Annotated in this window: 25 protein-coding genes; 14 read left to right on the top strand and 11 right to left on the bottom strand. The window is 64.6% G+C overall.

Annotated elements, in window-relative coordinates; genetic code table 11:
* Positions 1-58 precede the first annotated feature (58 nt).
* On the top strand, positions 59-1,399 hold the full coding sequence (locus HV753_RS01055; RefSeq protein WP_175172571.1) for an MFS transporter: 1,341 nt from the start codon (positions 59-61) through the stop codon (positions 1,397-1,399).
* Here the strand turns inward: HV753_RS01055 and HV753_RS01050 are convergent.
* The 3 genes from HV753_RS01050 to HV753_RS01040 are packed head-to-tail and all read right to left on the bottom strand — an operon-like array spanning position 1,396 to position 7,221.
* Entirely contained in the window at positions 1,396-2,844 is a 1,449-nt protein-coding gene (locus HV753_RS01050; RefSeq protein ID WP_175172570.1) for an efflux transporter outer membrane subunit, read from the bottom strand. The genes HV753_RS01055 and HV753_RS01050 overlap by 4 nt on opposite strands.
* Before the next feature lie 5 nt (positions 2,845-2,849).
* The gene (locus tag HV753_RS01045; protein WP_175172569.1) at positions 2,850-5,999 is read right to left on the bottom strand and encodes an efflux RND transporter permease subunit; all 3,150 of its coding nucleotides are present in this window, start codon (positions 5,997-5,999) and stop codon (positions 2,850-2,852) included.
* Between the two features lie 40 nt (positions 6,000-6,039).
* Positions 6,040-7,221 carry an efflux RND transporter periplasmic adaptor subunit gene (locus HV753_RS01040; protein ID WP_425485864.1) on the bottom strand — a complete coding sequence of 394 codons (1,182 nt, stop codon included), beginning with the start codon at positions 7,219-7,221 and terminating at the stop codon, positions 6,040-6,042.
* Between the two features lie 215 nt (positions 7,222-7,436).
* Here HV753_RS01040 and HV753_RS01035 point away from each other — a divergent pair, with 215 nt between their 5' ends.
* Positions 7,437-8,006, top strand: a complete 570-nt coding sequence (locus tag HV753_RS01035) for a TetR/AcrR family transcriptional regulator (RefSeq protein WP_175172567.1) — start codon at positions 7,437-7,439, stop codon at positions 8,004-8,006.
* A 21-nt stretch (positions 8,007-8,027) separates the two neighbouring features.
* Here HV753_RS01035 and HV753_RS01030 read toward each other — a convergent pair whose 3' ends face one another.
* The 3 genes from HV753_RS01030 to HV753_RS01020 all read right to left on the bottom strand — a co-directional run bounded on the left by HV753_RS01030 (position 8,028) and on the right by HV753_RS01020 (position 11,703).
* Entirely contained in the window at positions 8,028-9,038 is a 1,011-nt protein-coding gene (locus HV753_RS01030; RefSeq protein WP_175172566.1) for an aldo/keto reductase, read from the bottom strand.
* 397 nt (positions 9,039-9,435) lie between these two features.
* Positions 9,436-10,482, bottom strand: a complete 1,047-nt coding sequence (locus tag HV753_RS01025) for a serine hydrolase domain-containing protein (protein ID WP_175172565.1) — start codon at positions 10,480-10,482, stop codon at positions 9,436-9,438.
* A 24-nt stretch (positions 10,483-10,506) separates the two neighbouring features.
* Positions 10,507-11,703 carry a pyridoxal-phosphate-dependent aminotransferase family protein gene (locus tag HV753_RS01020; protein ID WP_175172564.1) on the bottom strand — a complete coding sequence of 399 codons (1,197 nt, stop codon included), beginning with the start codon at positions 11,701-11,703 and terminating at the stop codon, positions 10,507-10,509.
* Between the two features lie 202 nt (positions 11,704-11,905).
* Here HV753_RS01020 and HV753_RS01015 point away from each other — a divergent pair, with 202 nt between their 5' ends.
* The 7 genes from HV753_RS01015 to HV753_RS00985 all read left to right on the top strand — a co-directional run bounded on the left by HV753_RS01015 (position 11,906) and on the right by HV753_RS00985 (position 19,627).
* Positions 11,906-12,685 carry a GntR family transcriptional regulator gene (locus HV753_RS01015; RefSeq protein ID WP_175172563.1) on the top strand — a complete coding sequence of 260 codons (780 nt, stop codon included), beginning with the start codon at positions 11,906-11,908 and terminating at the stop codon, positions 12,683-12,685.
* A gap of 107 nt (positions 12,686-12,792) precedes the next feature.
* Positions 12,793-14,364 (top strand): ABC transporter substrate-binding protein, encoded by a 1,572-nt coding sequence (locus HV753_RS01010; protein ID WP_175172562.1) that lies wholly within the window; start codon positions 12,793-12,795, stop codon positions 14,362-14,364.
* Between the two features lie 66 nt (positions 14,365-14,430).
* A complete protein-coding gene (locus tag HV753_RS01005; RefSeq protein WP_175172561.1) occupies positions 14,431-15,348 on the top strand; it encodes an ABC transporter permease in 918 nt (305 codons plus the stop codon).
* Between the two features lies 1 nt (position 15,349).
* Complete coding sequence (locus HV753_RS01000; RefSeq protein ID WP_175172560.1) at positions 15,350-16,267, top strand: ABC transporter permease; 918 nt, start codon at positions 15,350-15,352, stop codon at positions 16,265-16,267.
* Positions 16,268-16,269: 2 nt separating this feature from the next.
* Entirely contained in the window at positions 16,270-17,259 is a 990-nt protein-coding gene (locus tag HV753_RS00995; protein ID WP_175172559.1) for an ABC transporter ATP-binding protein, read from the top strand.
* Positions 17,256-18,236 carry an ABC transporter ATP-binding protein gene (locus HV753_RS00990; RefSeq protein WP_175172558.1) on the top strand — a complete coding sequence of 327 codons (981 nt, stop codon included), beginning with the start codon at positions 17,256-17,258 and terminating at the stop codon, positions 18,234-18,236. The genes HV753_RS00995 and HV753_RS00990 overlap by 4 nt, the downstream gene beginning before the upstream one ends.
* On the top strand, positions 18,233-19,627 hold the full coding sequence (locus HV753_RS00985; RefSeq protein WP_175172557.1) for a M20 family metallopeptidase: 1,395 nt from the start codon (positions 18,233-18,235) through the stop codon (positions 19,625-19,627). The genes HV753_RS00990 and HV753_RS00985 overlap by 4 nt, the downstream gene beginning before the upstream one ends.
* Here HV753_RS00985 and HV753_RS00980 read toward each other — a convergent pair.
* Entirely contained in the window at positions 19,624-20,496 is an 873-nt protein-coding gene (locus tag HV753_RS00980; protein ID WP_175172556.1) for a LysR family transcriptional regulator, read from the bottom strand. The genes HV753_RS00985 and HV753_RS00980 overlap by 4 nt on opposite strands.
* An 80-nt stretch (positions 20,497-20,576) precedes the next feature.
* Between HV753_RS00980 and HV753_RS00975 the strand changes: the two genes are divergently transcribed.
* Together HV753_RS00975 and HV753_RS00970 are read left to right on the top strand one after the other, a co-directional pair.
* The gene (locus HV753_RS00975; protein WP_246288106.1) at positions 20,577-21,002 is read left to right on the top strand and encodes a hypothetical protein; all 426 of its coding nucleotides are present in this window, start codon (positions 20,577-20,579) and stop codon (positions 21,000-21,002) included.
* A 149-nt stretch (positions 21,003-21,151) separates the two neighbouring features.
* Complete coding sequence (locus HV753_RS00970) at positions 21,152-22,129, top strand: Bug family tripartite tricarboxylate transporter substrate binding protein (protein ID WP_175172555.1); 978 nt, start codon at positions 21,152-21,154, stop codon at positions 22,127-22,129.
* A 46-nt stretch (positions 22,130-22,175) separates the two neighbouring features.
* Here HV753_RS00970 and HV753_RS00965 read toward each other — a convergent pair whose 3' ends face one another.
* Positions 22,176-22,817 carry a TetR/AcrR family transcriptional regulator gene (locus HV753_RS00965; RefSeq protein ID WP_175172554.1) on the bottom strand — a complete coding sequence of 214 codons (642 nt, stop codon included), beginning with the start codon at positions 22,815-22,817 and terminating at the stop codon, positions 22,176-22,178.
* A 64-nt stretch (positions 22,818-22,881) separates the two neighbouring features.
* Between HV753_RS00965 and HV753_RS00960 the strand changes: the two genes are divergently transcribed.
* The 3 genes from HV753_RS00960 (at position 22,882) to HV753_RS00950 (ending at position 25,122) form a co-directional block, all read left to right on the top strand.
* Positions 22,882-23,313 (top strand): carboxypeptidase regulatory-like domain-containing protein, encoded by a 432-nt coding sequence (locus tag HV753_RS00960; protein WP_175172553.1) that lies wholly within the window; start codon positions 22,882-22,884, stop codon positions 23,311-23,313.
* 119 nt (positions 23,314-23,432) lie between these two features.
* A complete protein-coding gene (locus tag HV753_RS00955) occupies positions 23,433-24,017 on the top strand; it encodes a hypothetical protein (RefSeq protein WP_175172552.1) in 585 nt (194 codons plus the stop codon).
* Between the two features lie 127 nt (positions 24,018-24,144).
* Positions 24,145-25,122, top strand: coding sequence for a Bug family tripartite tricarboxylate transporter substrate binding protein (locus HV753_RS00950; protein WP_175172551.1), 978 nt, complete (start codon positions 24,145-24,147; stop codon positions 25,120-25,122).
* Positions 25,123-25,143: 21 nt separating this feature from the next.
* Here HV753_RS00950 and HV753_RS00945 read toward each other — a convergent pair whose 3' ends face one another.
* From HV753_RS00945 to HV753_RS00935, 3 genes are all read right to left on the bottom strand, one after another.
* Positions 25,144-25,470, bottom strand: a complete 327-nt coding sequence (locus HV753_RS00945) for a hypothetical protein (protein ID WP_175172550.1) — start codon at positions 25,468-25,470, stop codon at positions 25,144-25,146.
* A complete protein-coding gene (locus HV753_RS00940; RefSeq protein ID WP_175172549.1) occupies positions 25,460-25,966 on the bottom strand; it encodes a 2-thiouracil desulfurase family protein in 507 nt (168 codons plus the stop codon). The genes HV753_RS00945 and HV753_RS00940 overlap by 11 nt, the downstream gene beginning before the upstream one ends.
* A 67-nt stretch (positions 25,967-26,033) precedes the next feature.
* Complete coding sequence (locus HV753_RS00935; protein ID WP_175172548.1) at positions 26,034-26,309, bottom strand: hypothetical protein; 276 nt, start codon at positions 26,307-26,309, stop codon at positions 26,034-26,036.
* Positions 26,310-26,376 lie beyond the last annotated feature (67 nt).

The raw sequence follows: 26,376 nt of genomic DNA, 5'->3' as shown, positions 1-26,376 counted from the left end.
ATAGGCAAGTACGGCGCGCGGCAACGCAGAGTGCCCCGCCCCACCAAAGGAGACTGGAATGGCCAAGCAAAACGAAGCCGCGGTACGCCGTGTCGTCACGGCGTCGCTGATCGGCGCCACGATCGAGTGGTACGACTTTTTCCTCTACGGTGTCGTGGCAGGCATCGTCTTCAACAAGCTGTACTTCCCCACCGGCGATCCGCTTGTCTCCACCATGCTGGCCTACACCACGTTCGCGGTGGGTTTCGTCACCCGGCCATTGGGCGGCCTGATCTTCGGCCACTTCGGCGACCGCATCGGCAGGAAGAGCATGCTGGTGATGACGCTGATGATCATGGGCGTCTCCACGTTCCTGATTGGCCTGGTGCCGACCTATGACAGCATCGGCGTCTGGGCACCCATCCTGCTTTTGCTGCTGCGCGTGTTCCAGGGCATTGGCCTGGGCGGCGAATGGGGCGGCGCCGTGTTGATGGCCTACGAGTACGCCCCGCCCGGCAAGAAAGGCTTCTACGCTTCGTTGCCGCAGATCGGGCTGGCCATCGGCCTGTGCCTGGCCTCGGGCACGGTGGCGCTGCTGTCCACCTTGCTGACGGACGAGCAATTCATGGCCTGGGGTTGGCGCATCGCCTTCCTGGCCTCGGCGGCCATGGTGATGGTGGGCATGTACATCCGCCTGAACATCAAGGAGACGCCCGAGTTCACCGCCGTCAAGGAAAGCAACGCCGAAAGCCGCATTCCCTTCCTTGACATGATCAAGCGCTACCCCGGCAACGTCCTCAAAGGCATGGGAGCCCGCTATATCGATGGCGTGTTCTTCAACGTGTTCGGCGTGTTCTCGATCTCGTACCTGACACAGACCGTCCAGATCACGCGAACCGAGGCGCTGACCGGGGTGATGGCCGCCGCCCTGGTGATGTGCTTCTTCATCCCCTTCTTTGGCCGCCTATCCGACCGCATCGGCCGCACCCGCGTCTATTTCTGGGGATCGTTGATTACAGCGGTCGCATCGTTCCCGGGCTTTTGGCTGATGATGCACAGCGAAGGCAATGTGATGCTGGTCTGGCTGGCGATCATCATTCCCTTCGGCATCTTCTACGCCGCCGTGTATGGTCCCGAAGCCGCGCTGTTCTGCGAACTGTTCGACGCCAAGGTGCGCTACACCGGCATCTCGTTCGTCTACCAGTTTTCGGGCATCTTCGCCTCGGGCATCACGCCCATCATCGCCACCGCGCTGCTCAAGACCGGCAACGGCCAGCCTTGGCTGATCTGCCTGTACGTCCTGTTCGCCGGGGTGGTGTCGGCACTGTGCGCGTGGTCGATCGGGCGTGGCAGGCCGGCCGAAGAACTCGCCAGCCAATCCGCGCCTCCCCTGCCCCGCGCAGGACTGCGCAAGGCCTAGTTGGCTGCCGCGGTGGGTGGACGTTCATCCGGCCATCCACCGCCCAGTGCCTTGAACAAGGTCGCCAGCGCCACCTGACGCTGGGTGCTGACCTCGATATAGCTCAGCTGGTCAGTGAACGCGCTGCGCTGAGCGTCCAAATAACGCAGGTGGCTGTCCACGCCGCCGCGGTAGCGCGCTTCCGACAGACGCATGGCCTCCAGGCTGGATTCCGCCAGCGCCCGGCGCGAGGCTTCCTCGCGCCGCAGGGTGTCCGTCGCCGCCAGCGCGTCAGCAACCTCCTTGAACGCGGTCTGGATGGTCTTTTCATACTGGGCCACCGCGATGTCCTTGCGCGCCTGGGACAAGTCCAGATTGGCCGTGTTGCGCCCGCCCGAGAAGATCGGCAAGGTGATCTGCGGCGTGAACGACCAGGCCCGCTGGCCGCCGTCGAACAGATTGGACAGATCGGCGCTGGACGAGCCGAACAGGCCGGTCAGCGAAATGCTGGGAAAGAACGCCGCCCGCGCCGCGCCGATGCTGGCATTGCGCGATTGCAGTTGATGCTCGGCCGCCAGGATGTCTGGCCGGCGTTCCAACAGCTCGGACGGCGCTCCCGCCGCGATCTCCTGCACCAGCACCGGCGACGTCGCCAGCTGCTGCGGCAGATACGGCCTCAGATCGTTGACGCCCACCAGCAAGGCCAGTGCATTGCCGGCTTGGCGCACTTCACGATCCATGCGTTCCAGCTCGGCCCGCGCCTGCTCGGTCAGACCCAGCGCCTCTTGGTAGTCCAGCGCCGTGGCCGATCCGGCCTGACGCCGCTTGGACGTCAGATCCAGCGACGCTTCACGGCTGGCCAGCGTCTGGCGCGTCACCAGCAGGCGACGCTGAGCGCTGTCGCGGGTCAGATAGGCCTGGATCACTTCCGCCACCAGGCTGATCCGCGTGCTGCGCGCGGTTTCCTCGGTCGCCAGGTACTCCTGCAACGCGGCATCCGACAGGCTGCGCACGCGGCCGAACAGGTCGATCTCGAACGAAGTCAGCCCGATGCCGGCCTGGTAGTTGCTTTGCACGCCCGCGCTGCCGGTGCTGCTCAAGTCACCGGGCACCCGCTGGCGCGTGCCGGTGCCTTGGGCGTTGAATCCCGGCACGCGGTCTGCGCGTTCAACCCGATACTGCGCCCGCGCCACTTCGATATTCAGCACGGCCTGGCGCAAATCGCGGTTGTTCTCAAGCGCCAGCGCCACCAGCTGGCGCAAGGGCTCATCGGTCACGAACGACTGCCAATCCAGCGTGGCCGCCGCCGATGGCGAGGCAGGCGCGGCCGGCTGGTTGAACGACGCCGGATACTGCGCGGGAATTGGCGCGTCCGGACGCTGATGGATGGGCGCCAGCGAGCAACCCGCCAACAACGCAGTCAGGGCCAGAGCGCTCAGGCGCATCGGAAAGAAAGTTTGCATCATGAGTCTTACTCCTCGGCCGTGCGCGGGGCCGGCAAGGCATCGGATGCAGGCTGGCCGCGTTTCTTCGACACCAGCGACAACACCCACACAAAGAAGATAGGCACGAAGATCACGCCCAGCAAGGTGGCAGACAGCATGCCGCCGATCACGCCCACGCCCAATGCACGCTGGCTGGCGGCGCCGGCGCCGCTCGCCAATGCCAGCGGCACCACGCCCAGGATGAACGCCAATGACGTCATCACGATCGGTCGGAAGCGCAGCTTGGCGGCCTGGATGGCGGAATCCATCAACGAATGGCCTTGCTCGCGCAGGCTCTTGGCGAACTCCACGATCAGGATCGCGTTCTTGGCCGCCAGACCGATGATGGTGATCAGACCCACCTTGAAGTACACATCGTTCGACATGCCCAGCACCGTCACGGCCAGCACCGAACCCAACGCGCCGATCGGCACGATCAGCATGACGGATGCAGGGATGGCCCAGCTTTCGTACAAGGCAACCATCAGCAGGAACACCACCAGGAAGGCCAGCGCGAACAGCATGGGCGCCTGGGCTCCCGCGAACTTCTCCTGGAAGGACAAGCCCGTCCACTCGTAGCCGATGCCGCTGGGCAGCTCAGACACGATGCGTTCAATCTCAGCCATGGCTTCGCCGGTGCTGCGTCCGGGCATCGCGTCGCCCGCGATCTTGAACGCCGGATAGCCGTTGTAGCGCGAGATCTGCACCGGGCCGATCTCCCAATCGGTCTGCACGAAGGCGCTCAGCGGCACCATGCCGCCCGACTTGTTGCGCACGTTCAGCATCAGGATGCTCTCGGGCGTCATGCGGTCGCGCACGTCGGCCTGCACCACCACGCGCTGCAAGCGCCCGGCGTTGGCAAAGTCATTGATCGTGGCCGAACCGTAGGCCGACGAAATCGCGGTACTGATCGTGTCGAACCCGATGCCCAGCGCTTCCGCCTTCTGGCGATCGATATCCAGGCGCAGCTGCGGCGCGTCGGCCAAGCCTTCCATCATGGCGTAGGCGATGACAGGCGAGCTATTGGCCTTGGCCAGCAACTGATTGCGGGCGTCCGTCAAGGCCGCGCGGCCCAGGCCGGCACGGTCTTGCAAGCGCAGCGCGAAGCCGCCCGAATTGCCCAAGCCATCGATGGGCGGCGGGTTCACCGCCATGATCGAGCCGTCGTCGATCGCCGCGAAACGCGCGTTCACGCTATCGGCCACATCGCTGGCGGCCTGCCCCTTGCCACGTTCGGACCAGTCCTTCAACGTGGGAAATGCAATGCCCGCGTTCTGGCCGGTACCCGAGAAGCTGAAGCCCATCACCGTGAAAGCGTCGCCCATGGCATCCAGCGACATCAGGTGCTGCTCGACGTCTGCCACCACCTTGTCCGTGCGGTTGTGGGTCGCGCCCGGCGGCAATTGCATGTCGACAATGACATAGCCTTGGTCTTCAGGCGGCACGAAGGATTCGGGCACGCGCACGTACAGCACGCCAAGCACCGCCACGATCGCCACGTAGATCACCATGTAGCGGCCGGTGCGCTTGACCAGCCGCGTGTTCAAGGCCTCGAAACGTCCCGTCAGACGGTTGAACGTGCGGTTGAACCAGCCGAAGAAACCCTTCTTTTCATCGTGATGGCCCTTGGGGATGGGTTTGAGGAAGGTTGCGCACAGGGCCGGCGTGAAGGTCAGCGCCAGGAAGCCCGAGAACAGAATGGACACCGCCAACGACAACGAGAACTGCTGGTAAATGACGCCTACCGAGCCGCTCATGAACGCCAGCGGCAGGAACACGGCGGCCAGCACCAGTGTGATGCCGACGATGGCGCCCGACACCTGTTCCATCGCCTTGATCGTGGCTTCACGCGGCGGCAGGCCTTCTTCGGCCATGATGCGTTCCACGTTCTCGACCACCACGATGGCGTCATCCACCAGAATGCCGATGGCCAGCACCATGCCGAACATCGTCATCATGTTCACCGAGAAGCCCAGCACGGACATCACGGCAAAGGTGCCCAGCAAGCACACCGGCACCACGATCGTCGGGATCAGCGTGTAGCGGAAGTTCTGCAAGAACAGGAACATCACCAGGAAGACCAGCACCATCGCCTCAAGCAGCGTGTGCACGACCTTCTCGATGGCCACGCTGACAAAGCGCGACGTATCAAACGGCACCGAGAATTCAACGTCTTCGGGGAATGAGGCCGACAGTTCCTGCAAGCGCGCCTTCACCGACTTGACCGTGTCGATCGCATTGGCGCCCGGCGCCAGTTGCACGGCCGCGCCCACGGACTTCTTGCCGTTCAGGCGGGTTTCAAAGTCGTAGCTTTGGCGGCCGACTTCCAGCCGCGCCACGTCGGCCAGGCGCACGGACGAACCGTCGTCATTGGCGCGCAGCACGATCCTGCCGAATTCTTCGGGCGAATCCAGCATGCCCTTCACGGCCAGGGTGGCCGTCAATTCCTGCTCGGCCGACCCCGGACGGCTGCCGAAGCTGCCGGCCGGCACCTGCACGTTCTGCGCGGCGATGGCCGCATTGACGTCGGCCACCGACAGGCCCAGGCCCAGCAGCTTTTGCGGATCGATCCACACGCGCATGGCGGCTTCGGCGCCAAAGAACTGCACCTTGCCCACGCCGTCGACGCGGCGGATCTCGTTGTTGATATGGCGCGCGGCGTAGTCCGACAGGCCCACCACGTCCTTGTGCGCGTCATCGCCCTTGTACGTCAAGGCGTAGATCATCAGGAAGTTCGAGCTGGCCTGCTCCACCTGCAAGCCTTGCTGCGTCACGGCGGAAGGCAAGCGCGCTTCCGCCTTCTTGATGCGGTTCTGCACGTCGACCTGAGCCAGATCGGGATCCGTGCCAGGCTCGAACGTGACCGTGATTTCCGCGCTGCCGCTGGAGCTGCTGGACGACTCGTAGTACAGCATGTGCTTGGCGCCGTTCAGCTCTTCCTCGATGACGCTCGTCACCGAATCCACCAGCACCGACGCGGACGCGCCCGGGTAGACGGCGGCGATGGTCACCTGGGGCGGCGCCACGACCGGAAACTGCGATACCGGCAGCGACGGGATCGCCAGCAAGCCCGCCAGCGAAATGAAGATGGCCACCACCCACGCAAAATTGGGGCGGCCAATGAAAAACTTGGACATGATCTATCCTTGGGAATACACGCGATGCGTGGGCGGCTGCTTAGTTCGCGGCAGGGGCAGGAGCCTCGCCGGCGGCGGCGACCTTGGCCTGCGCCGCGGGCGCCACGCTGACCTTCTGGCCCGGCACGGCGGCGTTCACACCGCCCACGATGACGCGGTCACCGGCGCTCAGCCCCTCGACGATGTGCCAATCACCGCCGCGCATCGTGCCGGTCTGCACGGCGCGGGACTCCACCACATCGTCCTGGCCCACCAGCATCACCTGCGGCTTGCCGTCGGTGCTGCGCGTCACGGCGCGCTGCGGCACCAGGATGGCTTCGGGGTCCACGCCTTGCCGCGTCTGCACGCGCACATACATGCCGGGCAGCAGCAGCACATCGGGGTTGGAGAATTCACCGCGCACCGACACCTGGCCGGTGGTTCTATCCACCGCGATATCCGAGAACAGCAAGCGGCCGTTGCGCTTTTGGTCCGTGCCATCGATGGTGATCGAGATGCTTGCGCCCTCGCCCTGCCCCAAGCTGCCGTCTTGCAGCGCAGCGCGCATGCGCAGCATGTCCGCCACGGGTTGGGTGAAGTCCACGTAGATCGGGTCCAGTTGCTGGATCTTGGCCATGACGGTGGCCTCGTTCTGGCCCACCAGCGCGCCCTCGGTGACTTGGGCGCGGCCGATGCGGCCGGAAATGGGCGCCTTGACCGTGGCGTAATCCAGATTCAACTGCGCCGTTTCCACGTCGGCCTGCGCCGAGCGGCGCGCCGCCTGGGCGCTCTTGAGCGTGGTGGCGGCGGTGTCGAAATCTTGCTGGCTGACGGCTTCGATCTTCACCAGCGGCGTGTAGCGCTTCAGAATCGCCTGGGCGTCGGACACCGCGGCATCCGCCTTCGCCAATTCGCCCTGGGCGCGCGACAAGGCCGCCTTGAACGGGGCCGGATCAATGCGGAACAGCACATCGCCCGCCTTCACATCCGCGCCTTCCTCGAAATTTCGGCTGAGCACGATACCCGCGACGCGGGCGCGCACTTCGGCGACCCGCATGGGTTCCACCCGGCCCGGCAACGCACTGGTCAGGGCGTAGCGCTCAGGTTTCACCGCCAGCACTTGAACCGGGCGCGGCTCGGACGCTTGGGACTGCGCATCCTGATCCCCGCCGCACCCCGCCACAAAAACAGCCACCAACAACGCCGTGGCAGGCCATAGCCGCCTTGTTTGACTCATCAACATTTGCAATCCCCGCCCACGGCGTCTTGAATTCAACAAGACGCTGATGCTACCTTACGGATTAATTTGAATCAATAATGATTCATATGATTCTGTAAAGTAGAAAATATGGAACTTCACAAGTTTTTACTTGCCAGTTTGGCGAAAATTTGCGCAAGTTGAATCTGTCATGATTCAATGGCGCCTGATCAAAGTCCAATACGAAAAAGAGGCAAAGGATGTCGTCTGACGAGGCGGGGCACGAGAAATTGTTGGTGGCTCTGGCATTGGCCATGGTGGACCACCCGCGAGCCACCTTGCAGGAATTGGCAAAGGCCGTGGGCGTCAGCAAGGCCACGCTGTACCGGTTCTGCCAGACCCGGGACCAGTTGGTCCTGCGTTTGATGAGCCATTGCGCCCTGGTCATGAAGCAGGCGCTGGCGGACTCGCACCTGGATACCGCCGCCCCTCGGGAAGCGCTGCGCAACCTGATCGAACAGAACCTGGCGCACAAGGAATTGACGGCCTTCCTGATCTACCACTGGAAGCCGGACAATGAGCAGCAACCCGACATCATGAACAGCTGGTCGGGCTATCAGGAATCGATGGATGCTTTCTTTCTGCGCGGCCAGCGCGAAGGCGCCTTCCGGGTGGACATCACGGCGGCGGCGCTGACCGAACTATTCATCTCCGTGCTCACCTGTATGGTGGACGCAGAACGGCGCGGGCGCGTCGCCCGGCTGGGCATCGCGTCCGTGGTTGAACAAGTGATGCTGCACGGCATCGCCGCGGAGCCGGCCCGCGCCTAGAACCCGGGCGCGGGCGGCCATTCAGGCGGCCGCGACGGGACGCCCGAAGAAGGGATAGTTGGGATCGTTGTAGCCATGCGTGGACGCATGGCCCGGCGTCACCCAGCCGTCCACCACGGCTTCGTCCTCGGCGGTGATCTTCACATCCAGCGCCGCGTAGTAGTCGTCCATCTGCGCCAAGGTGCGCGGACCCGCGATGACGCTCGTGATGACCGGGTTCGCCAACACCCAGGCGGTGGCGAAATGGCCAGCCTGCACACCACGGGCCGCGCTGTGCTGCACCAGCTGCTGCGCGATCTGCAAGGATTCCCCACGGAACTCGGTCGCCAGGATCCGGCGGTCACCGCGTCCTGCGCGAGTATCGGCGGCAGGCGCCTGGCCGGGCAGGTACTTGCCCGTCAGCACACCGCGCGCAATCGGGCTGTACGGCACGACGCCCAGGCCGTAGTGCTTGCAGGCCGGCAGGATTTCGACTTCCGGCCCGCGATTCAGCATGTTGTAGTACGGCTGGCACACCACGGGTTGCGGCACGCCCATTTTTTCGCACAGGCGCATGACCTCGGCAATGCGCCATCCCCGGAAGTTCGACAAGCCGAAGCTGCGCAGCTTGCCCGAGCGGATCAGGTCGCCCAGCGCCCATAAGGCCTCTTCCAGGTTTTCTTCGTGATAGTCACGATGCAGGTAGAGGATATCCATGAAATCCGTACCCAGGCGCGACAGGCTTTGCTCAACGCCGCGCATCAGCCATTGGCGGGAATAGTGCGCCTGGTTCGGCCCCTTGCCGACCGGGTTGCCGATCTTGCTGGCCAGCACCCAGTCATGGCGTTGGCCTTGCAGCAGCTTGCCCACCACCTCTTCCGAACGGCCTTCGTTGTAGACATCGGCCGTGTCGATAAAATTCAAGCCATGATCCCGCGCCGACGCGACAATGCGCGCCGCCTCGTCATCGGGCGTCTGTTCTCCGAACATCATGGTGCCCAGACATAGCGGCGAAACGCGAAGATTGCTGGTTCCCAGTCGGCGATAGTTCATGAATCATTCCCTTTGCAGCGTGAAAGTCCAGCTGGCACCCTCAAGGGGCCAGGTAGGATGGGTGTAGCGCGAGAATACTCCGACAAAAACACCGATGCCAAACGCGCGTAACCCATCTGGTGATGGCGCTTTGGAACGGAGCACCGTTTGATGGGTTGCGCGCGTTCGACGGTTGCGTCCTTGTCAGGATGGTCTCGCGCTACACCCATCCTACGTCCGGTGTGGATTGTCGTGTGTTGGGACGGTGCGGCGCGTCGTATGTAGGATGGGTGTAGCGCGAGAATACTTCGACAAAAACGCGGATGCCCAACGCGCGCAACCCATCAAGCGGCGGCGACAAGACGAACGCAACCCATCAAGCGACGGCCACACGACGAGTGCAGCCCAACATCCCTAACTACGCATCCACCGCCGCCAGTATCTTCCCGAACAGCGCATCGGCATGGGCCGAATTCAGCCAGCGCACGATCACCACCATCTTGCGCTCGGGCTCCACCCAGGTGAACGAGCTGCCCGCGCCCACGCCGAAGAAGCTGGAGGCTGGCACGCTGGGAAATACGCGGCCTTCGTGGTTCAGCCAGATCAGGTAGCCGTAGTACGGTGCAATCGCGCACGGCGTGCGCATCGCCTGGATCCATTCGCGCGACAAGATCTGACGGCCATTGGCTTGCCCATCGTTCAGCAGCATCTGGCCGATCAGCGCCTGATCGCGCGCGCTGATCGACATGCCGCCGCCCCAGTGCGAACCGCCTGGAACCGAGGGCATCCGCTGGCCGTCGATCTCGACCCAGGCGGTGTCGTAGCCCACCCATTGCCAGTCTTCACTGGCGCCGATGGGGCGCGTGACGGCTTCGCGGAAGACTTCCGGCAGCGGCTTGCGAAACAGGTGCAGCAACGCATACGACAACTGGTTGATGCGCACGTCGTTGTATTCCCAGTACGTGCCGGGCGGCTGCAAGGGACGGGCATCGCCCTTCTTGCCATCGGGCGGCACACCGAACGTCACGGCGCGGTAGCGATCCGCCTGGTCCGACACACCAAAGCGTTCGCCTTCCCATTCGCTGGTCTGCTGCAACAGATGCCGCCAGGTAATGTCGGCATTCTGGCCTTCGTCGAATCCAATCCCCGGCACCCGCTTGCCCACGGGTTCGTCCACATCGGGCAGCAGGCCGCGATCATGCGCCACGCCCGCCAGAATCGCCAGGTACAGCTTGGCGACGCTGAAGGTCAGGTCGGCGCGCTCGGGTTCGCCCCAGGACGCCACGGTCTTGCCGTCCACCACGACCACGCCCGATACCGGACCACGGTCGTGGATCGGCCCCAGCAGGCGGTTCCAAGGCGGCGGGTCATTCAGGTGCACGCCGAAATTGCCCTTGACGCTGCGGTCCCAGGTGGATTCGTGTTCATTGGCGAATTGGATCGCCTGCTGCATGAGCGTATTCATTGCTTCCCTCGTTATTGGGGTGTTTCAGGCCACGGCGCCTTCGGGCGTGGAGGCCAGGAATTCCATCGCGGCTTGCACGCCGCCCTTGCGATGCGGCACGCCGGCCACGGCCAGCCCCATCTCGACGCCCGCCAGGGTGCCGCACAGAGTCAGATCATTGAAGTGGCCCAGATGGCCAATGCGGAAAACGCGGTCGGTCAGCTTGCCCAAGCCCTGCCCCAACGACATGTCGAAGCGGTCCAGGATGACCTTGCGCAACGTGTCCGCGCTGCTGCCTTCGGGCATCAACACCGCGGTCAGCGCCGGGCTGTGCGCGGCAGGATCCAGGCTAAGCAGTTCCAGTCCCCATCCCGCCACGGCCAGGCGCGTGGCGCGCGCATGCCGTTCATGGCGCGCAAACACGCGCGGCAGACCCTCGGCCTGAAGCATGGCCAACGCCTCGTGCAGGCCGTACAGCAAGTTGGTGGAGGGCGTGTATGGAAAATAACCCTTGGCGTTGGCGGTCAGCATCTCGCGCCAATCCCAATACGAACGCGGCAGACGCGCGGTGTCGGCGGCGGCCAGCGCGCGGTCGCTGACGGCGTTGAAGGCCAGGCCCGGAGGCAGCATCAAGCCCTTTTGCGAGCCCGCCACCGTCACATCCACGCCCCACTCGTCGTGGCGGTAATCGATGGATCCCAGCGACGAAATCGTATCCACCATCAGCAGCGCGGGATGCCGCGCGCCGTCGATCGCGGCGCGCACGGCGGCGATATCGCTGGTGACACCCGTCGACGTCTCGTTGTGCACCACGCACACGGCCTTGATGCGGTGCTGCGTGTCTTCGGCCAGACGCGCGCCGATCACCGCGGCATCCACCGGATGCCGCCAGTCGCCTTCCACGTAATCCACGTCCAGCCCCAGACGCCCGGCAAGCTTCTTCCACAGGCTGGCGAAGTGGCCCGTTTCCACCATCAGCACGCGGTCGCCCGGCGACAGCGTGTTGACCAGCGCGGCCTCCCACGCCCCCGTGCCCGAGGACGGGAAAATGATCACGGGAGCCTGCGTCTGAAAAACCTGTTTCACGCCCGCCAGCACCGCCAGACCCAACGCGCCGAACTCCGGCCCCCGATGGTCGATGGTGGGCTGATCGATGGCGCGCAGCACGCGGTCAGGCACATTCGTCGGCCCAGGAATTTGCAGGAAATGCCGGCCGGACGGATGAGAATTCAGGGTAAGCATGCGTAGCCCCAGAGTGGAATCTTTTGTATACCAACGAAAGAAGCATCACGAATAAAACGTTGTATGCCGCGCATGTGGACCTGCGGCATGCGCCACTCTATCCCATTGTTTTTACGTCGATAACCTAGGGTATACACCCATGATTGAAGGTCTGGAAGCGGGTTTATAGTCTAGAAAAATACGGGGAAATATTGGTATACCAATGAGCAGCAATCCTAGCCTGATGCCGGATCTGGCCGGGTCGGCACCTGCCGGCGCGGCCCCTCTCGACGCGACGCCCAACGCGGCGCCCCGCGCCGCTGGCAACGGCCGCACGCTGCCCGGCGCGGTTGCCGGCCAATTGCGTGAACGCATCATCCAGGGTGAATTCCCCCCCGGCTCCCGCCTGAACGAACGTGCGTTGTGCGACCTGCTGGGCGTGTCGCGCACCCCGATGCGCGAAGCGTTCCGCGTGCTGGCCGCCGAAGGGTTGGTGCAGATCGAACCGAATCGCGGCGCGCAGGTGGTGGCCCTGTCGGAAGCCAACATCCGCGAAGCCTTCGAGGTGATCGGCGGGCTGGAAGCCATGTCTTGCCGACTGGCGTGCGAACGGGCGTCGAACGTGGAGATTGCCGAGATCCGCGCGCTGACTTACGAAATGATGGCCAGCCACGCGCGCCACGACCTGCCCACGTATTTCCGCACCAATCGTGAAATCCACGAACGCATCAGCCTGGCCTCGCACAACAGCCTGCTCAAGCAGCTGTATGACGCCCAGAACGCGCGCATCCAGAACCTGCGTTTCGTGTCGAACGAAAACCGCCAGAAATGGGATCTGGCCATGCGCGAGCACATCGAGATGGCCGAGGCCCTGGACGCGCGCGACGCAGACCGGCTGGCGAGCATCATGCGGCAGCACCTGCAACGCAAGTGCGAGGCCGCGCTGAAGAGTCTGAACGCAGGGCTGGACCCCGCGACCGCGCAATCGTCCGGCTCTGGTTGAAGCCATTCCCAGCGCACGGACGATAACGATAAGAACAAGGGTGGCGCGGCCCGGAGCGAGATGATGGATACGCAGTACTTGTAGTGCCTTCCAGAGGAGCCTTCACCATGGCTGATTGTCGCTTCACACCCGTCTCACCCGCCTTGCCCTCCCGCTGCACCACTCCCCTGCGCGCGCTTGCCGCCGCCCTGCTGGCCTGCGCCACGCTTGCCTCTCAGCCCGCGCTGGCCGGCAAGAAGGACGACACCTTGCGCATGGCGTATGACCAGGCGCCGGAAAGCGTGGACCCATATTTCAACAACGTGCGCATTGGCGTCATCATTGCCGCCAACGTCTGGGACACGCTGCTGTACCGCGATCCCGTCACGAACGAATACAAGGGGCAACTGGCCAAAAGCTGGAAGCAGGTCGACGACAAGACGATGGAATTTGAACTGCGCGAAGGCGTCAAATTCCACAACGGCGAGGAATTCGACGCCGACTCCGTGGTGTACACGCTGAACTACGTGGCCGATCCGAAGAACAAGGCCGTCACGCAGCAGAACGTGGCCTGGATCGACAAGGTAGAAAAAATCGACAAGTACAAGGTGCGCCTGACCACGAAGGAGCCCTTCCCTGGCGCCAAGGAATACCTGTCCACCACCGCCGCCATCCACCCGGCCAAGTACTACCAGGAAGTCGGCCCCAAGGGCATGAATGCCAAGCCCGTGGGATCAGGCCCCTACAAAGTCACCGACTACCAGCCCGGCAAATCCATCACGCTGGAACGCAATACCGATTACTTCAAGGATTCGCCCAAGGCGCAGCCCAAGATCGGCAAGGTCATCATCCGCTTCATCCCTGACCGCCAGACGCAGATGGCCGAGGTGATCTCCGGCGGCGAAGACCTGATCATGAGCGTGCCCAAGGACCAGGCCGAACAACTGGGCCAGATGCCGAACCTGCAAATGGTCACTGGCAACACGATGCGCATCGTGTTCATGCAGATGAACATCCAGGAGGGCACTCCCGCGCCCCAGCTGAAGGACGAACGTGTCCGCAAGGCGATCATCCACGCAATCGACCGCGACGCCATGCTGAAGAACATCGTGGGCGAAGGAGGCGGGCTCATCAACACCATCTGCACCCCGTCGCAGGCGGGTTGCACCCAGGACGGCGCCCCGACCTACAAGTACGACCCCGCACTGTCCAAGAAACTGCTGGCCGAGGCCGGCTACGCCAACGGCTTCGACATCGACATCGTGGCCTACCGCGAACGCAACCAGACCGAAGCCATCATCAATTACCTACAGGCAGTGGGCATCCGCGCCAAGCTGAACTACCTGCAATACGCCGCCATGCGCGACATGATCCGTGCCAACAAAGCATCGTTGACCCACCAGACCTGGGGCTCCAACCTGGTCAACGACGTCTCGGCATCCACGCCCGTGTACTTCGCCTTCGGCAACGACGACGTGACGCGCGACGCCCAAGTCCGGGACTTGCTCAACAAGGGCGACCACACGATCGACAGCGCCCCGCGCAACGCGGCCTACAAGCAAGCGCTGGACCTGATCGCGCAAAAGGCCTACGCCGTGCCGCTGTGGACACTGCCCGCCTATTACGTCACCACCAAGGACGTGAACTTCAAGCCCTACTCGGACGAGCTGGTGCGCTTCTGGGACATGAGCTGGAAGTAAGTCGCCAGGGTCGCGCCGGGCTGGCATCGCGCCTGCCCGGCGCCGCGAAACGAACGAGGAAGTCCTATGCTTTATTTCACGATCAGGCGCCTGGGCCTGGCGGCGCTGGTGGCGCTGACCGTTTCCATCCTGGCGTTCCTGCTGCTGCATTTGTCTGGCGATCCGGCCCTTGCCCTGGCGGGTGAAGGCGCGCGCCAAGCGGACATCGACATGATCCGCAAGACCTACGGGCTGGACCGGCCGCTGGTGGTGCAGTACGCCGACTGGCTCTGGCACATCCTGCAAGGCGATTTCGGCACCTCGGTGTACTTCAAGACCGAAGCGGGCCCGTTGATCCTGTCCAAGCTCAAGACCACGCTGCTGCTGGGCATGGGCGCGCTGGGCTTCGCGCTGCTGATCTCCGTTCCGCTGGGCGTGCTGGCCGCCTTGTACAAGGGCAGTTTGATCGACCGCGTTTGCCTGGCGATCGCGGTGCTGGGCCAGGCGTTGCCCAACTTCTTCTTCGCGTTGATCCTGATCATGCTGTTTTCGATCTCGCTGCGCATCCTGCCCGTGTCGGGCAGCGGCACCTGGCAGCACTTCGTGATGCCTGCCATCGCACTGGGCTATTACGTGGCGCCCGCCTTCATGCGGCTGATCCGCGCCGGCATGATCGAAGTGCTGGGCGCGGACTACATCCGCACCGCGCGCGCCAAGGGCCTGCCCGCACGCAAGATCATCTTCAAGCATGCATTGCGCAACGCCATCGTGCCGGTGGTGGCCCTGGCGGCCGTGCAACTGGGCTACCTGCTGGGCGGCTCCGTCGTCATCGAAACCATCTACGCGCTGGACGGGCTGGGCTACCTGGCCTACCAGAGCATCACGTACAAGGACTACCCCGTCATGCAGCTGATCGTGCTGCTGCTGTCCGTGCTGTACGTGCTGCTGACGCTTGCCGCCGATATCGCCAACGCGTGGCTGGATCCGCGCATCCGGGTGTCCTGACATGAACACGCCTATCCTGACTCCTGCCGCGCCGGGCGCCCCGGCGCCGGCCCCGCTGGAACTATCCGCCTCGACCCTGCGCTGGCGCCGCCTGCGCCGCAACAAGGCGCTGCTGGCCGGCGGCGGCATTCTGCTGCTGATCGTGCTGATCGCGCTGCTGGCGCCCTGGATCTCGCCCCACGACCCCTACTTCCAAGACCTGGCCTACCGCACCGCGCCGCCCGTCTGGTATGAAAAAGGCACGTGGCTGCATCCCCTGGGCACCGACCAGCTGGGCCGCGACTACTTGTCGCGCCTGTTCTACGGCGCGCGCATCTCGTTGTTGATCGGCATCAGCGTCGCGCTGATCTCGGGGCTGATCGGCACCGCCATGGGCATGGCCGCCGGCTACTTCGGCGGCAAGGTCGACATGACGGTGTCGTTCCTGATCACGACCCGGCTGTCGATGCCCGTCATCCTGGTGGCGCTGGCCACCGTGGCCATCGTCGGCGGATCGCTGTGGGTGGTCATCCTGGTGCTGGGCCTGCTCAAGTGGGACCGCTACGCCGTGGTGATGCGCAGCGCCACGCAGCAAGTGCGGTCGCTGGAATACGTGGCCGCCGCGCAAGCGGCGGGTGCATCCACCTGGCGCATCGTCTGGGGAGAAGTGCTGCCCAACGTGGTGCCGCAACTGATCGTCATCGCCACCCTGGAAGCCGCCAGCGCCATCCTGCTGGAAGCCTCACTGTCCTTCCTGGGCCTGGGCGTGCAGCCCCCGTTGCCGTCCTGGGGCCTGATGATTTCCGAGGCCAAGGCCTACATGTTCTTCTCGTTCTGGCTGATCGCCATTCCCGGTTCGGCGCTTGCGCTGCTGATCTTCGCGATCAACCTGGCAGGCGACGGACTGCATCAACTCTTGACGCCTGAAGAGAGGGCCTGACCATGACCGGTACGGATATTGTCCTGGACGTACAAGGACTGACCGTGGATATCGCCACGCCGCGCGGCCCGCTGCATGCGGTGCGCGATGTGTCCTTCCAGGTGCGGCGCGGCGAAACGCTATGCCTGGTAGGCGAATCGGGATGCGGAAAATCGATGACCTCGCTGGCCATCATGGGGCTGCTGCCCAAGGCCGCACGCCGCAGCACGCGCCGGCTGGCGGTGCTGGGCGAAGACCTGGCCACGGCTCGCGGCCGGCGCATCAACGCCCTGCGCGGCAACAAGATGGCGATGATCTTCCAAGAGCCGATGACGGCGCTGAATCCCGCCTACCCCATCGGCGAACAGCTGACCGAGCACTACATCCATCACCGTCACGCCACCAAGCAGCAGGCGCGGGACCGTGCCATCGAACTGCTGGAGAAGGTCGGCATTGCCTCGGCCGGCCATCGGCTGTCGCAATACCCGCATCAGTTGTCGGGCGGCTTGCGCCAGCGCGTGATGATCGCAATGGCGCTGATGTGTGGCCCCGAACTGCTCATCGCCGACGAACCCAGCACCGCGCTGGACGTCACCATCCAGGCGCAGATCCTGCGCTTGCTGGCCGACCTTCAAGCCGAACTGGGCATTGCCATGGTGCTGATCACCCATGACCTGGGCGTGGTGGCGCGCATTGCGCGGCAAGTCGCCGTGATGTATGCCGGCCAGATCGTCGAGGAAGGTCCTGTCGAGAGCATCTTCGCCACGCCGCGCCATCCCTACACGCAGGGGCTGCTGGGCTGTATCCCCGTGCCCGGCCGCACACCGCCGGGTGAATCCCTGGGCACCATTCCTGGCGTCGTGCCCTCGCTGGTGGGTGATCTGCGCGGCTGCGCCTTCGCCGACCGCTGCCGCTACGTGCAGCCACAATGCCGCGACGCCATTCCCGTATACGGCCATCCGCCCGAGCAGCAATGGCGCTGCATCCGCCAAGAGGAAGGAGTCCCGGCATGAGCGCGCTCCTGCAAACCGAATCGGTCAGCCGGCAGTTCTCGATCCGCTCCGGCATGTTCCGGCCGCGCAGCACGCTGCATGCGGTCAATGGCGTTGACCTGGCGGTCGAACGCGGCGCGGTGCTGGGCATCGTGGGCGAATCCGGCTGCGGCAAGTCCACCCTGGCCCGCATGCTGCTCGGCCTGACGCCCCCCACCGAAGGCAGCATCAAACTGGATGGTCAGGACATCCGGCAGATGGACCGGCGCGCGCTCGCCCGCCGGGTGCAGCCGATCTTCCAGGACCCCTACTCGTCCCTGAACCCACGCCGCTCCATCGCATCAATCGTGTCGCTGCCGCTGGAGGTGCACGGCATCCCCAACCCCAAGCTGCACAAGGCGATAGAGATGCTGGAGCGCGTTGGCCTGCCTGCCCGGCTGGCGCACAACACGCCCGGGCAGTTGTCCGGCGGCCAGCGGCAGCGCGTCGCCATCGCCCGGGCCTTGGTCATGCACCCCGAAATCGTGATTTGCGACGAACCCACGTCCGCGCTGGACGTCTCGGTGCAGGCGCAGATCATGAATCTGCTGATGGACCTGCGGCGTGAATTCAACCTGACTTACGTCTTCATCAGCCACAACCTGGCGGTGGTGGAGCACATCGCCACCCACGTTGCGGTGATGTATCTGGGCCGCGTCGTGGAATCGTCTCCCACCGCGCAACTGTTCCATGACCCGCATCATCCCTACACCCAGGCGCTGCTGGCGTCCGTGCTGACGCCCGAACCGGGCCTGGGCATTCCCGACATGGGGCTGGGGCTGTCGTTTCCCGACCCGCTGCATCCGCCGCCCGGCTGCCCCTTCCATCCGCGTTGCCAATACGCGATGGCGCAATGCAAGACCGACCGACCGGCGCTGACCCTGCGCAACGAATCCGTGGTGGCCTGCCACCTGTACCCGACCGCGACCCTTCATCCCAACGGAGCCCGACCATCATGACCCGTGAGCAAGCCATCTCTCAAGCGGAACAGTGTTTTGATTCGGGCGCCTTCCGTGCGCTACTGGCACGCCGGCTGGCGCTGCCCACGGAAAGCCAGAACCCAGAGCGGGCCGCGGTCTTGGCCGACTACCTGGAATCCGAGATCCGCCCCGCGTTCGAGGCCCTGGGCTTCACGTGCCGCACGCTGACACACCCGAAGGCATTGGCGCCCTTCCTGTATGCCGAACGCATCGAAGATCCGGCCTTGCCGACCGTGCTGGGCTACGGCCATGGCGACGTCATCCGTGGACTGGAGCCGGAATGGAAGGCTGGCTTGTCGCCCTGGGCATTGACCGAGGCCGAAGGCCGTTGGTACGGCCGCGGCATCGCCGACAACAAGGGCCAGCACACCATCAACATGGAAGCGCTGCGGTTGGTGCTGGAGACGCGCGGCAAGCTTGGCTTCAACGCCAAGTACCTGATCGAAATGGGCGAAGAGACGGGCTCGATGGGCCTGCGCGAACTGTGCGCCGAACATCGGGAGATGCTGACGGCCGACTTGCTGATAGCCTCCGACGGCCCGCGCCTGGCTGCCAAGCGCCCCACCATTTTCCTGGGTGCGCGCGGCAGCCTGAACTTCGACCTGAGCATCGAGGCGCGTGCGGGCGGCCATCATTCCGGCAACTGGGGCGGCCTGATCTCCAATCCCGGCATCCAACTGGCGCATGCCATTGCCACCATCGTCTCACCCACCGGCCAGATCCGCATCCCCGAATGGGTGCCGGCCGAATTGCCGGCCGCCGTGCGCCGTGCGTTGGCGGACTGCCAAGTCGACGGTGGCTCGGACGGGCCTGAGATTGAACCGGACTGGGGCGAACCCGGCCTGTCACCGGCCGAACGGGTCTTCGGTTGGTGCTCGTTCGAAGTGCTGGCCTACAAGACAGGCAACCCCGACACCCCCGTCAACGCCATCCCGCCCCGTGCCTGGGCCCGCTGCCAATTGCGGTTCGTGGTCGGTGTGAACCCGGACGACCTGATCCCGGCGCTGCGCCGACACCTGGATAGCCAGGGCTTTCCGATGGTGAAGATCGCGCTGACCCGCGAGTCCATGTTCCGCGCGACCCGCATCGATCCCGACGATGCCTGGGTGCAATGGGCGGTGGATTCGCTGGCGCGCACGTCAGGCGAAAAGACCGCGCTGCTGCCCAATCTGGGCGGTTCGCTACCCAACGACATCTTCACCGACGTGCTGGGCCTGCGCACGATCTGGGTCCCGCACTCGTATCCGGGTTGCTCGCAGCACGCGCCCAATGAACATTTGCCGCCGGAATTGCTGCGCCAGGCGCTGGGCTTGATGACGGGGCTGTATTGGGACTTGGGAGCCGGCGGCACACCGGCGGTCACGCGCTAAGCCCGCAGCAAGTCGATGAAGCGCCGCACTTTCGCGCTGACATGGCGGGTATCGGGGTAGACGGCATACACCTGCTGCGACGGTAGCGAGTACGACGGCAATACCCGCAGCAGCGTCCCCCGCGCCAGGGGCTCTTCCAACAGCCAATCGGGCAGCGCGGCCACCCCACAACCGGCTTCGGCAAACGACAGCAGCGCCGATGCCGTGTCGGCGTGCGCCACCGGCGCCACGCGCAGCGCGTGCTCGCGTCCCTTGCTGTCGTTCAAGCGCCAATGATCGCTACGCCCCGGCCGGTTCGCCAGCCACGGCATGGCGGCCAAGGCCTGCGGCGTGCGGGGTGCGCCTTGCTCGTCCAGCAATGCCGGGCTGGCCACCAACAGCAGCTTGAACTGGCCGATCGCCGTGGCGCGATAGCTGGAATCCGCCAGCGCGCCCACGCGAATGGCCAGATCCAACCGGTCGCCGATCAGATCCGCATGCGCCGAACTGGCTTGATAGCTGACCCGCAACGCCGGATGCAGGCGCGCGAACGCAGCCAAGGCCGGCGCCACGATCCGGTTTCCGTAGTCCACCGTCGCCGTCACGCGCAGGCTGCCCGACAAGGTGGCCTGCCCGGAACGCGCCACGTCCACGGCGGCATCCGCCTCGCGCAACAGACGCGCGCATTCCGCGTAGAAGCCTTCGCCCGCTTCCGTCAGCGCCAGCCGCCGGGTGCTGCGCGTCAACAACGCGACTCCCAGCTCTTGCTCCAACTGCTTGAGATTGAAGCTGACCACGGCTTTGGTGGTGCCCAGGGTGTCCGCCGCCGCCGTGAACGAACCGGCCTCCACCACCGCCACGAACATCGCCAGACGATTCAGGTTAATCATGATGGCCAATCCATTGTCAAAAATTCACGAACAGTATATCCATCCGCAGGGTGTTTTTTCAGCACAGCCGTATCCCTAGAATGGCGCTCCCTATCGCCAACAACACCGCCATGACGGACCTGCCTTCCACCTGCCTGCGCCTGACCCTGGACGCTCACGCCCTGATCGAACAATGGATCGGCCAACCCGACGCGCCCGACACCGTGCTGGCGGCGTTGCTGTCCGGGTTTGCCCCGGACTTCACCATGATCACCACCGACGGCCAACGCCTGCCCCGAAATACGCTGCCCGCGCTGTTCGGCAGCCTGCGCGGTGCGCGACCGGGCTTGAAGATCGATATCGACGAGATGACCTTGCACCATGCCGACTCCGCCTCGGCGCTGCTGAGCTACCGCGAGCGGCATGCGTGGACCCACGGCGCGACCCAACGCCGCGCCACCGTGCTGTTCACCGCCGCTGCCGATAGCCCGCCGCAATGGGCGCATCTGCATGAAACCTGGGCGTGACGGCTGAGACCATTTCCGGCCCATATCCCCTCCAGCTATATGCAAGCAGGGAATAAATCGTTGGCGGGCGCGGCGTGAATCATTAGAGTCCAACGCCGTCCCGTCACGCCCACACTCCGTGAGCGTGCGCCCCAATACGAGCCGCCTTCATGTCTTTTCCATACCAAGCTGTACGCCGCACCACCCTGCTTGCCCTGACGCTGGCCATTGCCGGTCTGGGCGCCACCGCCCACGCCGAGCAGCGCGTCATCCGCATCGTCGTCCCCTACGGGACGGGCGCCGTCCAGGACACCATCGCCCGCGCCATCGGCGATGAGCTGGGCCAGGCGCTGAACGCCGCCATCGTGGTGGAAAACCGCGCCGGCGCGGGCGGCACCGTGGGCACGGCGCAAGTCGCCCGCGCCGCGCCGGACGGCAACACCTTGGTGCTGGCGGCCGCCAGCCACCACATTGCCGGCTACCTGTACAAGAACCTCAGTTACGACCCCTACAAAGACTTCACCGGCGTGGCCTACCTGGGCAACACGGGCTACATCATCCTGGCCTCTGCCGGCCTGAACGTGAAGAACACCAGCGAGTTCATCCAGGCCGTCAAAACCAAGCCCGGCGCCTATGACTATGCGTCAGCCGGCAACGGCAGCGCATCCCACTTGGGCATGGCCTCGTTCCTGACGGCCGCCGGCGCGCAAATGCAGCACATCCCCATGAAGTCCACAGGCGAGGCCGTTACCGAACTGCTGGCCGGCCGGGTCCAGGCCGTCACCGCCGCCACCATTGGCGTGACGGCATACCGCAACGATCCGCGCGTGACCTTCCTGGCCTACACGGGAAAAACACGCTCGCGTTTCGCGCCCGACCTGCCCACTGCCGCCGAAAGCGGCCTGCCAGGCTATGCGTTCGACTCCTGGCTGGGCTTGCTGGCGCCCGCCGGACTGCCGGCGGCCGAACGCGGCAAGATCAATGCGGCGGTGAACAAGGTGCTGGCCGACCCCAAGGTGCAAGCGCGCCTGGCATCGCTGGGCGTCGAAACCGACGTCAAGACCCCGGAACAGTTCCAGGATCTGCTGAAGGCGGATTGGGAGGCCGCCGGCAAGCTGGTCGCGGCGTCCGGGGCCCGGGTCGAATAACGCGGCCATCCCCGTTCACGGCGGCCGCCCAAAAAAAAGCCTCCGGCTAGGAGGCTTTGCGTGGCGGTTGCCGGTCCCGGTCGCGGTCCCGTATCCCATCCAATAACAGCTCGGTAATGAATTCCGCCAGCGCCTGCTGTTGCTCGGCATCCGGCGTCTGGCGTGTAAAGCGTTCAATGATGCCCATCAGCGACTGGGCGAACCAATCCGCCGACATCTCCGCCCGGAACAAGCCCGCCTGCTGCGCGGCGCTAACGTTGTCAGACATCATCGCCACCAGCTCATCCTTCAGCGCTTCGGCTGCGGCGACCTGGAAAAAACCGATGCGCGTCAGATTGGGATCTTCTTGTAGGATGGCCAACAGGCCCCGGACGCCACGGCGTACGCGCTCCGCCAACGCCTTCGCGCTGTCCAGGCCAGAAGGCAAGCGCGCCTGACTGATGGCCTGCCGCAAGCGCTGCGCAAACATGCCGACCAGTTCGTCGTAGGCCGCCTGCTTGCTTGAGAAGTATTGATAAAAGACAGGTTGGGTCACGCCGGCCCGGGCGACGATGTCGCTAATCCGGGTGTGCTGGAATCCGCGTTCGGCGAACTCCGCTGCGGCGACCTCCAAAAGCTGTAACCGTGTGCGTTCACCTTTCGTGAGCCGCTTATCTTGCGATAAAGAAGTGGGTCGTGCCGTAATCATCGCGAGAAAGTACTACCGTTCAAGGCTTTTCGCCACTACTTCAAAGGGACTTGTTCCACACCAGATGTCAGCTTCGTTACGCTTATTGCAGTTTGTGCTGCCCGCCGCGCTGGCCTTCAGCCTTAACGGTTGCGTGCCCTATCCCGTTTATAAGACGCTACAACCGTCGGCGCGCGCCACCGTCCAGGACCCGCAATCACAGCCGTTGGCGGATGCGCGTGTCGTCCTCATTTCCAGCTCTTATCCCTATGGCAGAGAGCGCTCGCGTCAAGAAACACAGACGGCGGTCAACGGGGTTGCCAGCTTCGCCTCGCAATCGGAATGGCGCGTCGAATCGATGATGCTGCACGGATCCGAATCGTATTTCTGGAACTGGTGCGTCGAGAAGCCGGGTTACGAGACTTACGAAACCCTGCACACCGTGGCGTCGCGATTTGACGACAATCTTGTCGTGCGGCTGCAACCGGGTCTGTCGCGCTCCTGCGACAAACCCTGAAGTCAGTTGAAATACCCGTAGCTTTTGCAACAACCTTTGGTGCTCGCGCAGCAGTAAAGTAACGCTATCGCCTTGGGCCCTTGCAACGGGCCGGTTCCAGGCGAATCAGGAGCAAGATCATGAAACGGTTTACAGGCCGGATGGTTGTCGTGGCACTGGCGCTTGCCGTGGCAAGCGCGCCCGTGATGGCTGGCGGACGCGGCGGCTGGGGCGGTGGCGGCGGCTATCACGGCGGCTATAACAATGGCTATCACGGTGGCGGCGGATACCACCACCATGGCGGTGGCGGCAGCAGCTCGGCCGGATGGTGGGTGGGCGGCGCCTTTGCGCTGGCGGCGGTAGGTTTGCTGCTGGCGGCGGATTCCGGCCCGACCTACGCGCAGACCGGGGTGTACGCGCCCGGGGTCGTCTACAGCAGCCCGCCCGTGTATGCGGCGCCGGTCTATGACGCCCCGCCGGTGTACGCCGCGCCCCCTGTCGCCTACGCGCAGCCGCAACCGCAATATGCACCGGTTCAGTACGACGCCGCGCCCAAGGTCAACCAGGCACAGGCAAACGCCACAACCGATTGCCAACGCTGGGCCATGAACCAAAGCGGCTACGACCCGGCCACCATCTCGCAATGGACCACGCAAATCATGGTGGACACGTACAACCGGTCGCTGGATTCCTGCATGACCAGCCGCGGCTACCGCGCCAACTGACCCCGCAACCCCGGATATTCCCCATTGCCCCGACGCGCCGGCCTGCACACACTGCAAGCCGGCGCGCTGCTTTGGGCCGCCGTCACAACGAACGCGCGGCCAAGACGCCGGGCAGCAAGGGGAAGCCATGTTCAACTTCAAACGGATCGCGACGCTGTGCGCTGTCAGCGCGGCTTGCGTGGTCTCTTTCGCGAGCCACGCCCAGACGGGCGCCAAGCCGCAAACCCTGACGATCGTGGTGCCGTATGGCGCGGGCGGCATCGTCGACAACACCGCGCGCGCCTTCGCGCAAAAGCTGGCAACCGAATTGGACCGGCCCGTCATCGTTGAAAACCGGGGCGGCGCGGGCGGCATGATCGGCATGAACACGGTGGCGCGCGCGCACGACGAAAACACCCTGGGTTTCACGGCCGTCAGCCCGGTGACGCTGTCGCCCCATGTGATGAAGACCCTGTACGACCCGCTGAAGGATCTGGCGCCGGTGGCAGCCGTCATGTATTCGCCGGTGTACCTGGTGGGTGGCCCGAAATTCACGGGAAAGAATTTCAAAGACATGCTGGATCAGGCCAAGGCGGACCCCAACGGGCTGTCGCTGGCAACGGCCGGCGTCGGGTCGCTGGGGCATCTGATGCTGGAGCAGATCAATGGCCAGGCAAACGTGCGCATCACGCACGTGCCATACAAGGGCATGGCTCAGATGGTGCCCGACGCGCTGGGCGGCCAGTTCACGTTGATGCTGGTCAATGCGTCCGCCCCCGTCAACACGCTGATCGACGAAGGCAAGCTCAAGCTCCTGGCGGTGGGATCCCCGGCCCGTCTGCCCGGCCGGCCGGATGCGCCGACCTTTGCGGAACTGGGCTATCCAATGGCCAACATGACGTCCACGTTCGGCTTCTTCGCCCCGGCCACGTCCAGCCCCGATTTTCGCCAGCGCATGAATGCAGTCATCAACAAGGTCGCCGCCATGCCCGACATCAGCAAGCCCTTGACCGACGCGCTGAACATCATGTCGCCGGGCACCGTGGAACAGTTCGTGGAACAGGTGCGGCGCGAATACGCCGACAACGGCAAAATCGTGAAGGCCGCGAACATCCGCAGCGAATGATTGCCGGGGCGCGGGAATCCTTCAGCGCCGCCAGCCGCACCACAATCCGGCGACCAGCAACGCGGTCGCCGGGATCACCCAGACGAAGCCGGACGACGTGTAGACCACCTGGTCTATGGGGTCGTAGTAACGCCCCAGTTCGTTGAAATCCCACTTCCAGTAGAACGCATACCAGGCGTAATAGAAGAAGGCGGATAGCGCCAGGCACGGAATGGCGGCAAAGCGGGCAAACCCACGGCGCGCGGCGGTTCCGGCGGCGCGCTGCCCGGCAGGATTCCGCCCCCACCACCCGCCGCCCACGGCGACCGCCAGCAACACCAGGATCAGGGCGCCTGCGCTAATCCACACGCTTTGCCTCCCACTCGGCCAGACAGGCCTGGGCTTCGCCCCATTGTTTTTCGCTGAAGACCCGCACGCCCGCTCGCGCCAACAGTTCCGCCGTCACGCCGACGCCGGGCTGGCGGCGACCCGCGAAATGGCCGTCATAGACATAGCCGCTGCCACAGGAAGGACTGCCTTCTTTCAGCACCGCGATATGGATGCCGTGCTGCCGCGCCGCGGCCAGCGCCGCTTGCGCGCCTTGCACGAACGGCAGCGTCACGTCTTCGCCCGTCACCGCCACGACCCGGGCGCCCGAGTCCAGCACGGCGGCCGCCGATTTCCCGGGTTCGATCTCGGCCGGCGGCCGGGGAATCGGCATGCCGCCCGCCACCTCGGGGCAGACAGGCACGACCCGGCCTTCGTCCAGCCAACGGGCCAGCACCGCGTCCCCGTTGGGCACGCCGCGCCCGTCATAGCGCACGGGATTGCCCAGCAGGCAGGAACTGATCAATACGTATTGCATGGAAAATCCGGCGGCGGGGACGCTGCGGCACCGACGGCATGGCGCAGCTCAGGCCCAAAAGGTGGAATCATAGTTCACCGTCCTGGCTTTGGCCTGCGGCTTGCAGCCAGGCGCGCAAGCCGGCGTCCTTGACCGCCAGGATCTCGAACAGGCCAAGCGCATGCAAGGCGGGCAGCGCGGCCTGGATATCCTGCTTGGCGGCTTCGATCGCCTGCGGGGCCGCCAGGGGATCCAGCCATACCCGGGCATTGGCCAGAAACGCGCCCACCGTCCCTTTGCGTACGGATACGCCGTTGAAAGTCCCCTGCTCAATGCCATCCGGCAACACATCCTGTGCTTGCATTTTTCATTCCCGATTGTTGAACCCAAGCGTTACGATAGGCTGGCCGGCTTGGCAGTTCTGCGGTTTT

Origin of the sequence: Achromobacter pestifer (genome assembly GCF_902859625.1) — a bacterium.
Classification (GTDB): domain Bacteria; phylum Pseudomonadota; class Gammaproteobacteria; order Burkholderiales; family Burkholderiaceae_B; genus Achromobacter; species Achromobacter pestifer.
Note: the sequence above shows the minus strand (reverse complement) of the source record. Positions and strands in the feature narration are given on the sequence as shown.

Coding starts and splice junctions, on each gene's coding strand:
- HV753_RS01055 (WP_175172571.1), top strand. CDS start 59: ATGGCCAAGCAAAACGAAGCCGCGGTACGCCGTGTCGTCACGGCGTCG.
- HV753_RS01050 (WP_175172570.1), bottom strand. CDS start 2,844: ATGATGCAAACTTTCTTTCCGATGCGCCTGAGCGCTCTGGCCCTGACT.
- HV753_RS01045 (WP_175172569.1), bottom strand. CDS start 5,999: ATGTCCAAGTTTTTCATTGGCCGCCCCAATTTTGCGTGGGTGGTGGCC.
- HV753_RS01040 (WP_425485864.1), bottom strand. CDS start 7,221: ATGTTGATGAGTCAAACAAGGCGGCTATGGCCTGCCACGGCGTTGTTG.
- HV753_RS01035 (WP_175172567.1), top strand. CDS start 7,437: ATGTCGTCTGACGAGGCGGGGCACGAGAAATTGTTGGTGGCTCTGGCA.
- HV753_RS01030 (WP_175172566.1), bottom strand. CDS start 9,038: ATGAACTATCGCCGACTGGGAACCAGCAATCTTCGCGTTTCGCCGCTA.
- HV753_RS01025 (WP_175172565.1), bottom strand. CDS start 10,482: ATGAATACGCTCATGCAGCAGGCGATCCAATTCGCCAATGAACACGAA.
- HV753_RS01020 (WP_175172564.1), bottom strand. CDS start 11,703: ATGCTTACCCTGAATTCTCATCCGTCCGGCCGGCATTTCCTGCAAATT.
- HV753_RS01015 (WP_175172563.1), top strand. CDS start 11,906: ATGAGCAGCAATCCTAGCCTGATGCCGGATCTGGCCGGGTCGGCACCT.
- HV753_RS01010 (WP_175172562.1), top strand. CDS start 12,793: ATGGCTGATTGTCGCTTCACACCCGTCTCACCCGCCTTGCCCTCCCGC.
- HV753_RS01005 (WP_175172561.1), top strand. CDS start 14,431: ATGCTTTATTTCACGATCAGGCGCCTGGGCCTGGCGGCGCTGGTGGCG.
- HV753_RS01000 (WP_175172560.1), top strand. CDS start 15,350: ATGAACACGCCTATCCTGACTCCTGCCGCGCCGGGCGCCCCGGCGCCG.
- HV753_RS00995 (WP_175172559.1), top strand. CDS start 16,270: ATGACCGGTACGGATATTGTCCTGGACGTACAAGGACTGACCGTGGAT.
- HV753_RS00990 (WP_175172558.1), top strand. CDS start 17,256: ATGAGCGCGCTCCTGCAAACCGAATCGGTCAGCCGGCAGTTCTCGATC.
- HV753_RS00985 (WP_175172557.1), top strand. CDS start 18,233: ATGACCCGTGAGCAAGCCATCTCTCAAGCGGAACAGTGTTTTGATTCG.
- HV753_RS00980 (WP_175172556.1), bottom strand. CDS start 20,496: ATGATTAACCTGAATCGTCTGGCGATGTTCGTGGCGGTGGTGGAGGCC.
- HV753_RS00975 (WP_246288106.1), top strand. CDS start 20,577: ATGGCGCTCCCTATCGCCAACAACACCGCCATGACGGACCTGCCTTCC.
- HV753_RS00970 (WP_175172555.1), top strand. CDS start 21,152: ATGTCTTTTCCATACCAAGCTGTACGCCGCACCACCCTGCTTGCCCTG.
- HV753_RS00965 (WP_175172554.1), bottom strand. CDS start 22,817: ATGATTACGGCACGACCCACTTCTTTATCGCAAGATAAGCGGCTCACG.
- HV753_RS00960 (WP_175172553.1), top strand. CDS start 22,882: ATGTCAGCTTCGTTACGCTTATTGCAGTTTGTGCTGCCCGCCGCGCTG.
- HV753_RS00955 (WP_175172552.1), top strand. CDS start 23,433: ATGAAACGGTTTACAGGCCGGATGGTTGTCGTGGCACTGGCGCTTGCC.
- HV753_RS00950 (WP_175172551.1), top strand. CDS start 24,145: ATGTTCAACTTCAAACGGATCGCGACGCTGTGCGCTGTCAGCGCGGCT.
- HV753_RS00940 (WP_175172549.1), bottom strand. CDS start 25,966: ATGCAATACGTATTGATCAGTTCCTGCCTGCTGGGCAATCCCGTGCGC.
- HV753_RS00935 (WP_175172548.1), bottom strand. CDS start 26,309: ATGCAAGCACAGGATGTGTTGCCGGATGGCATTGAGCAGGGGACTTTC.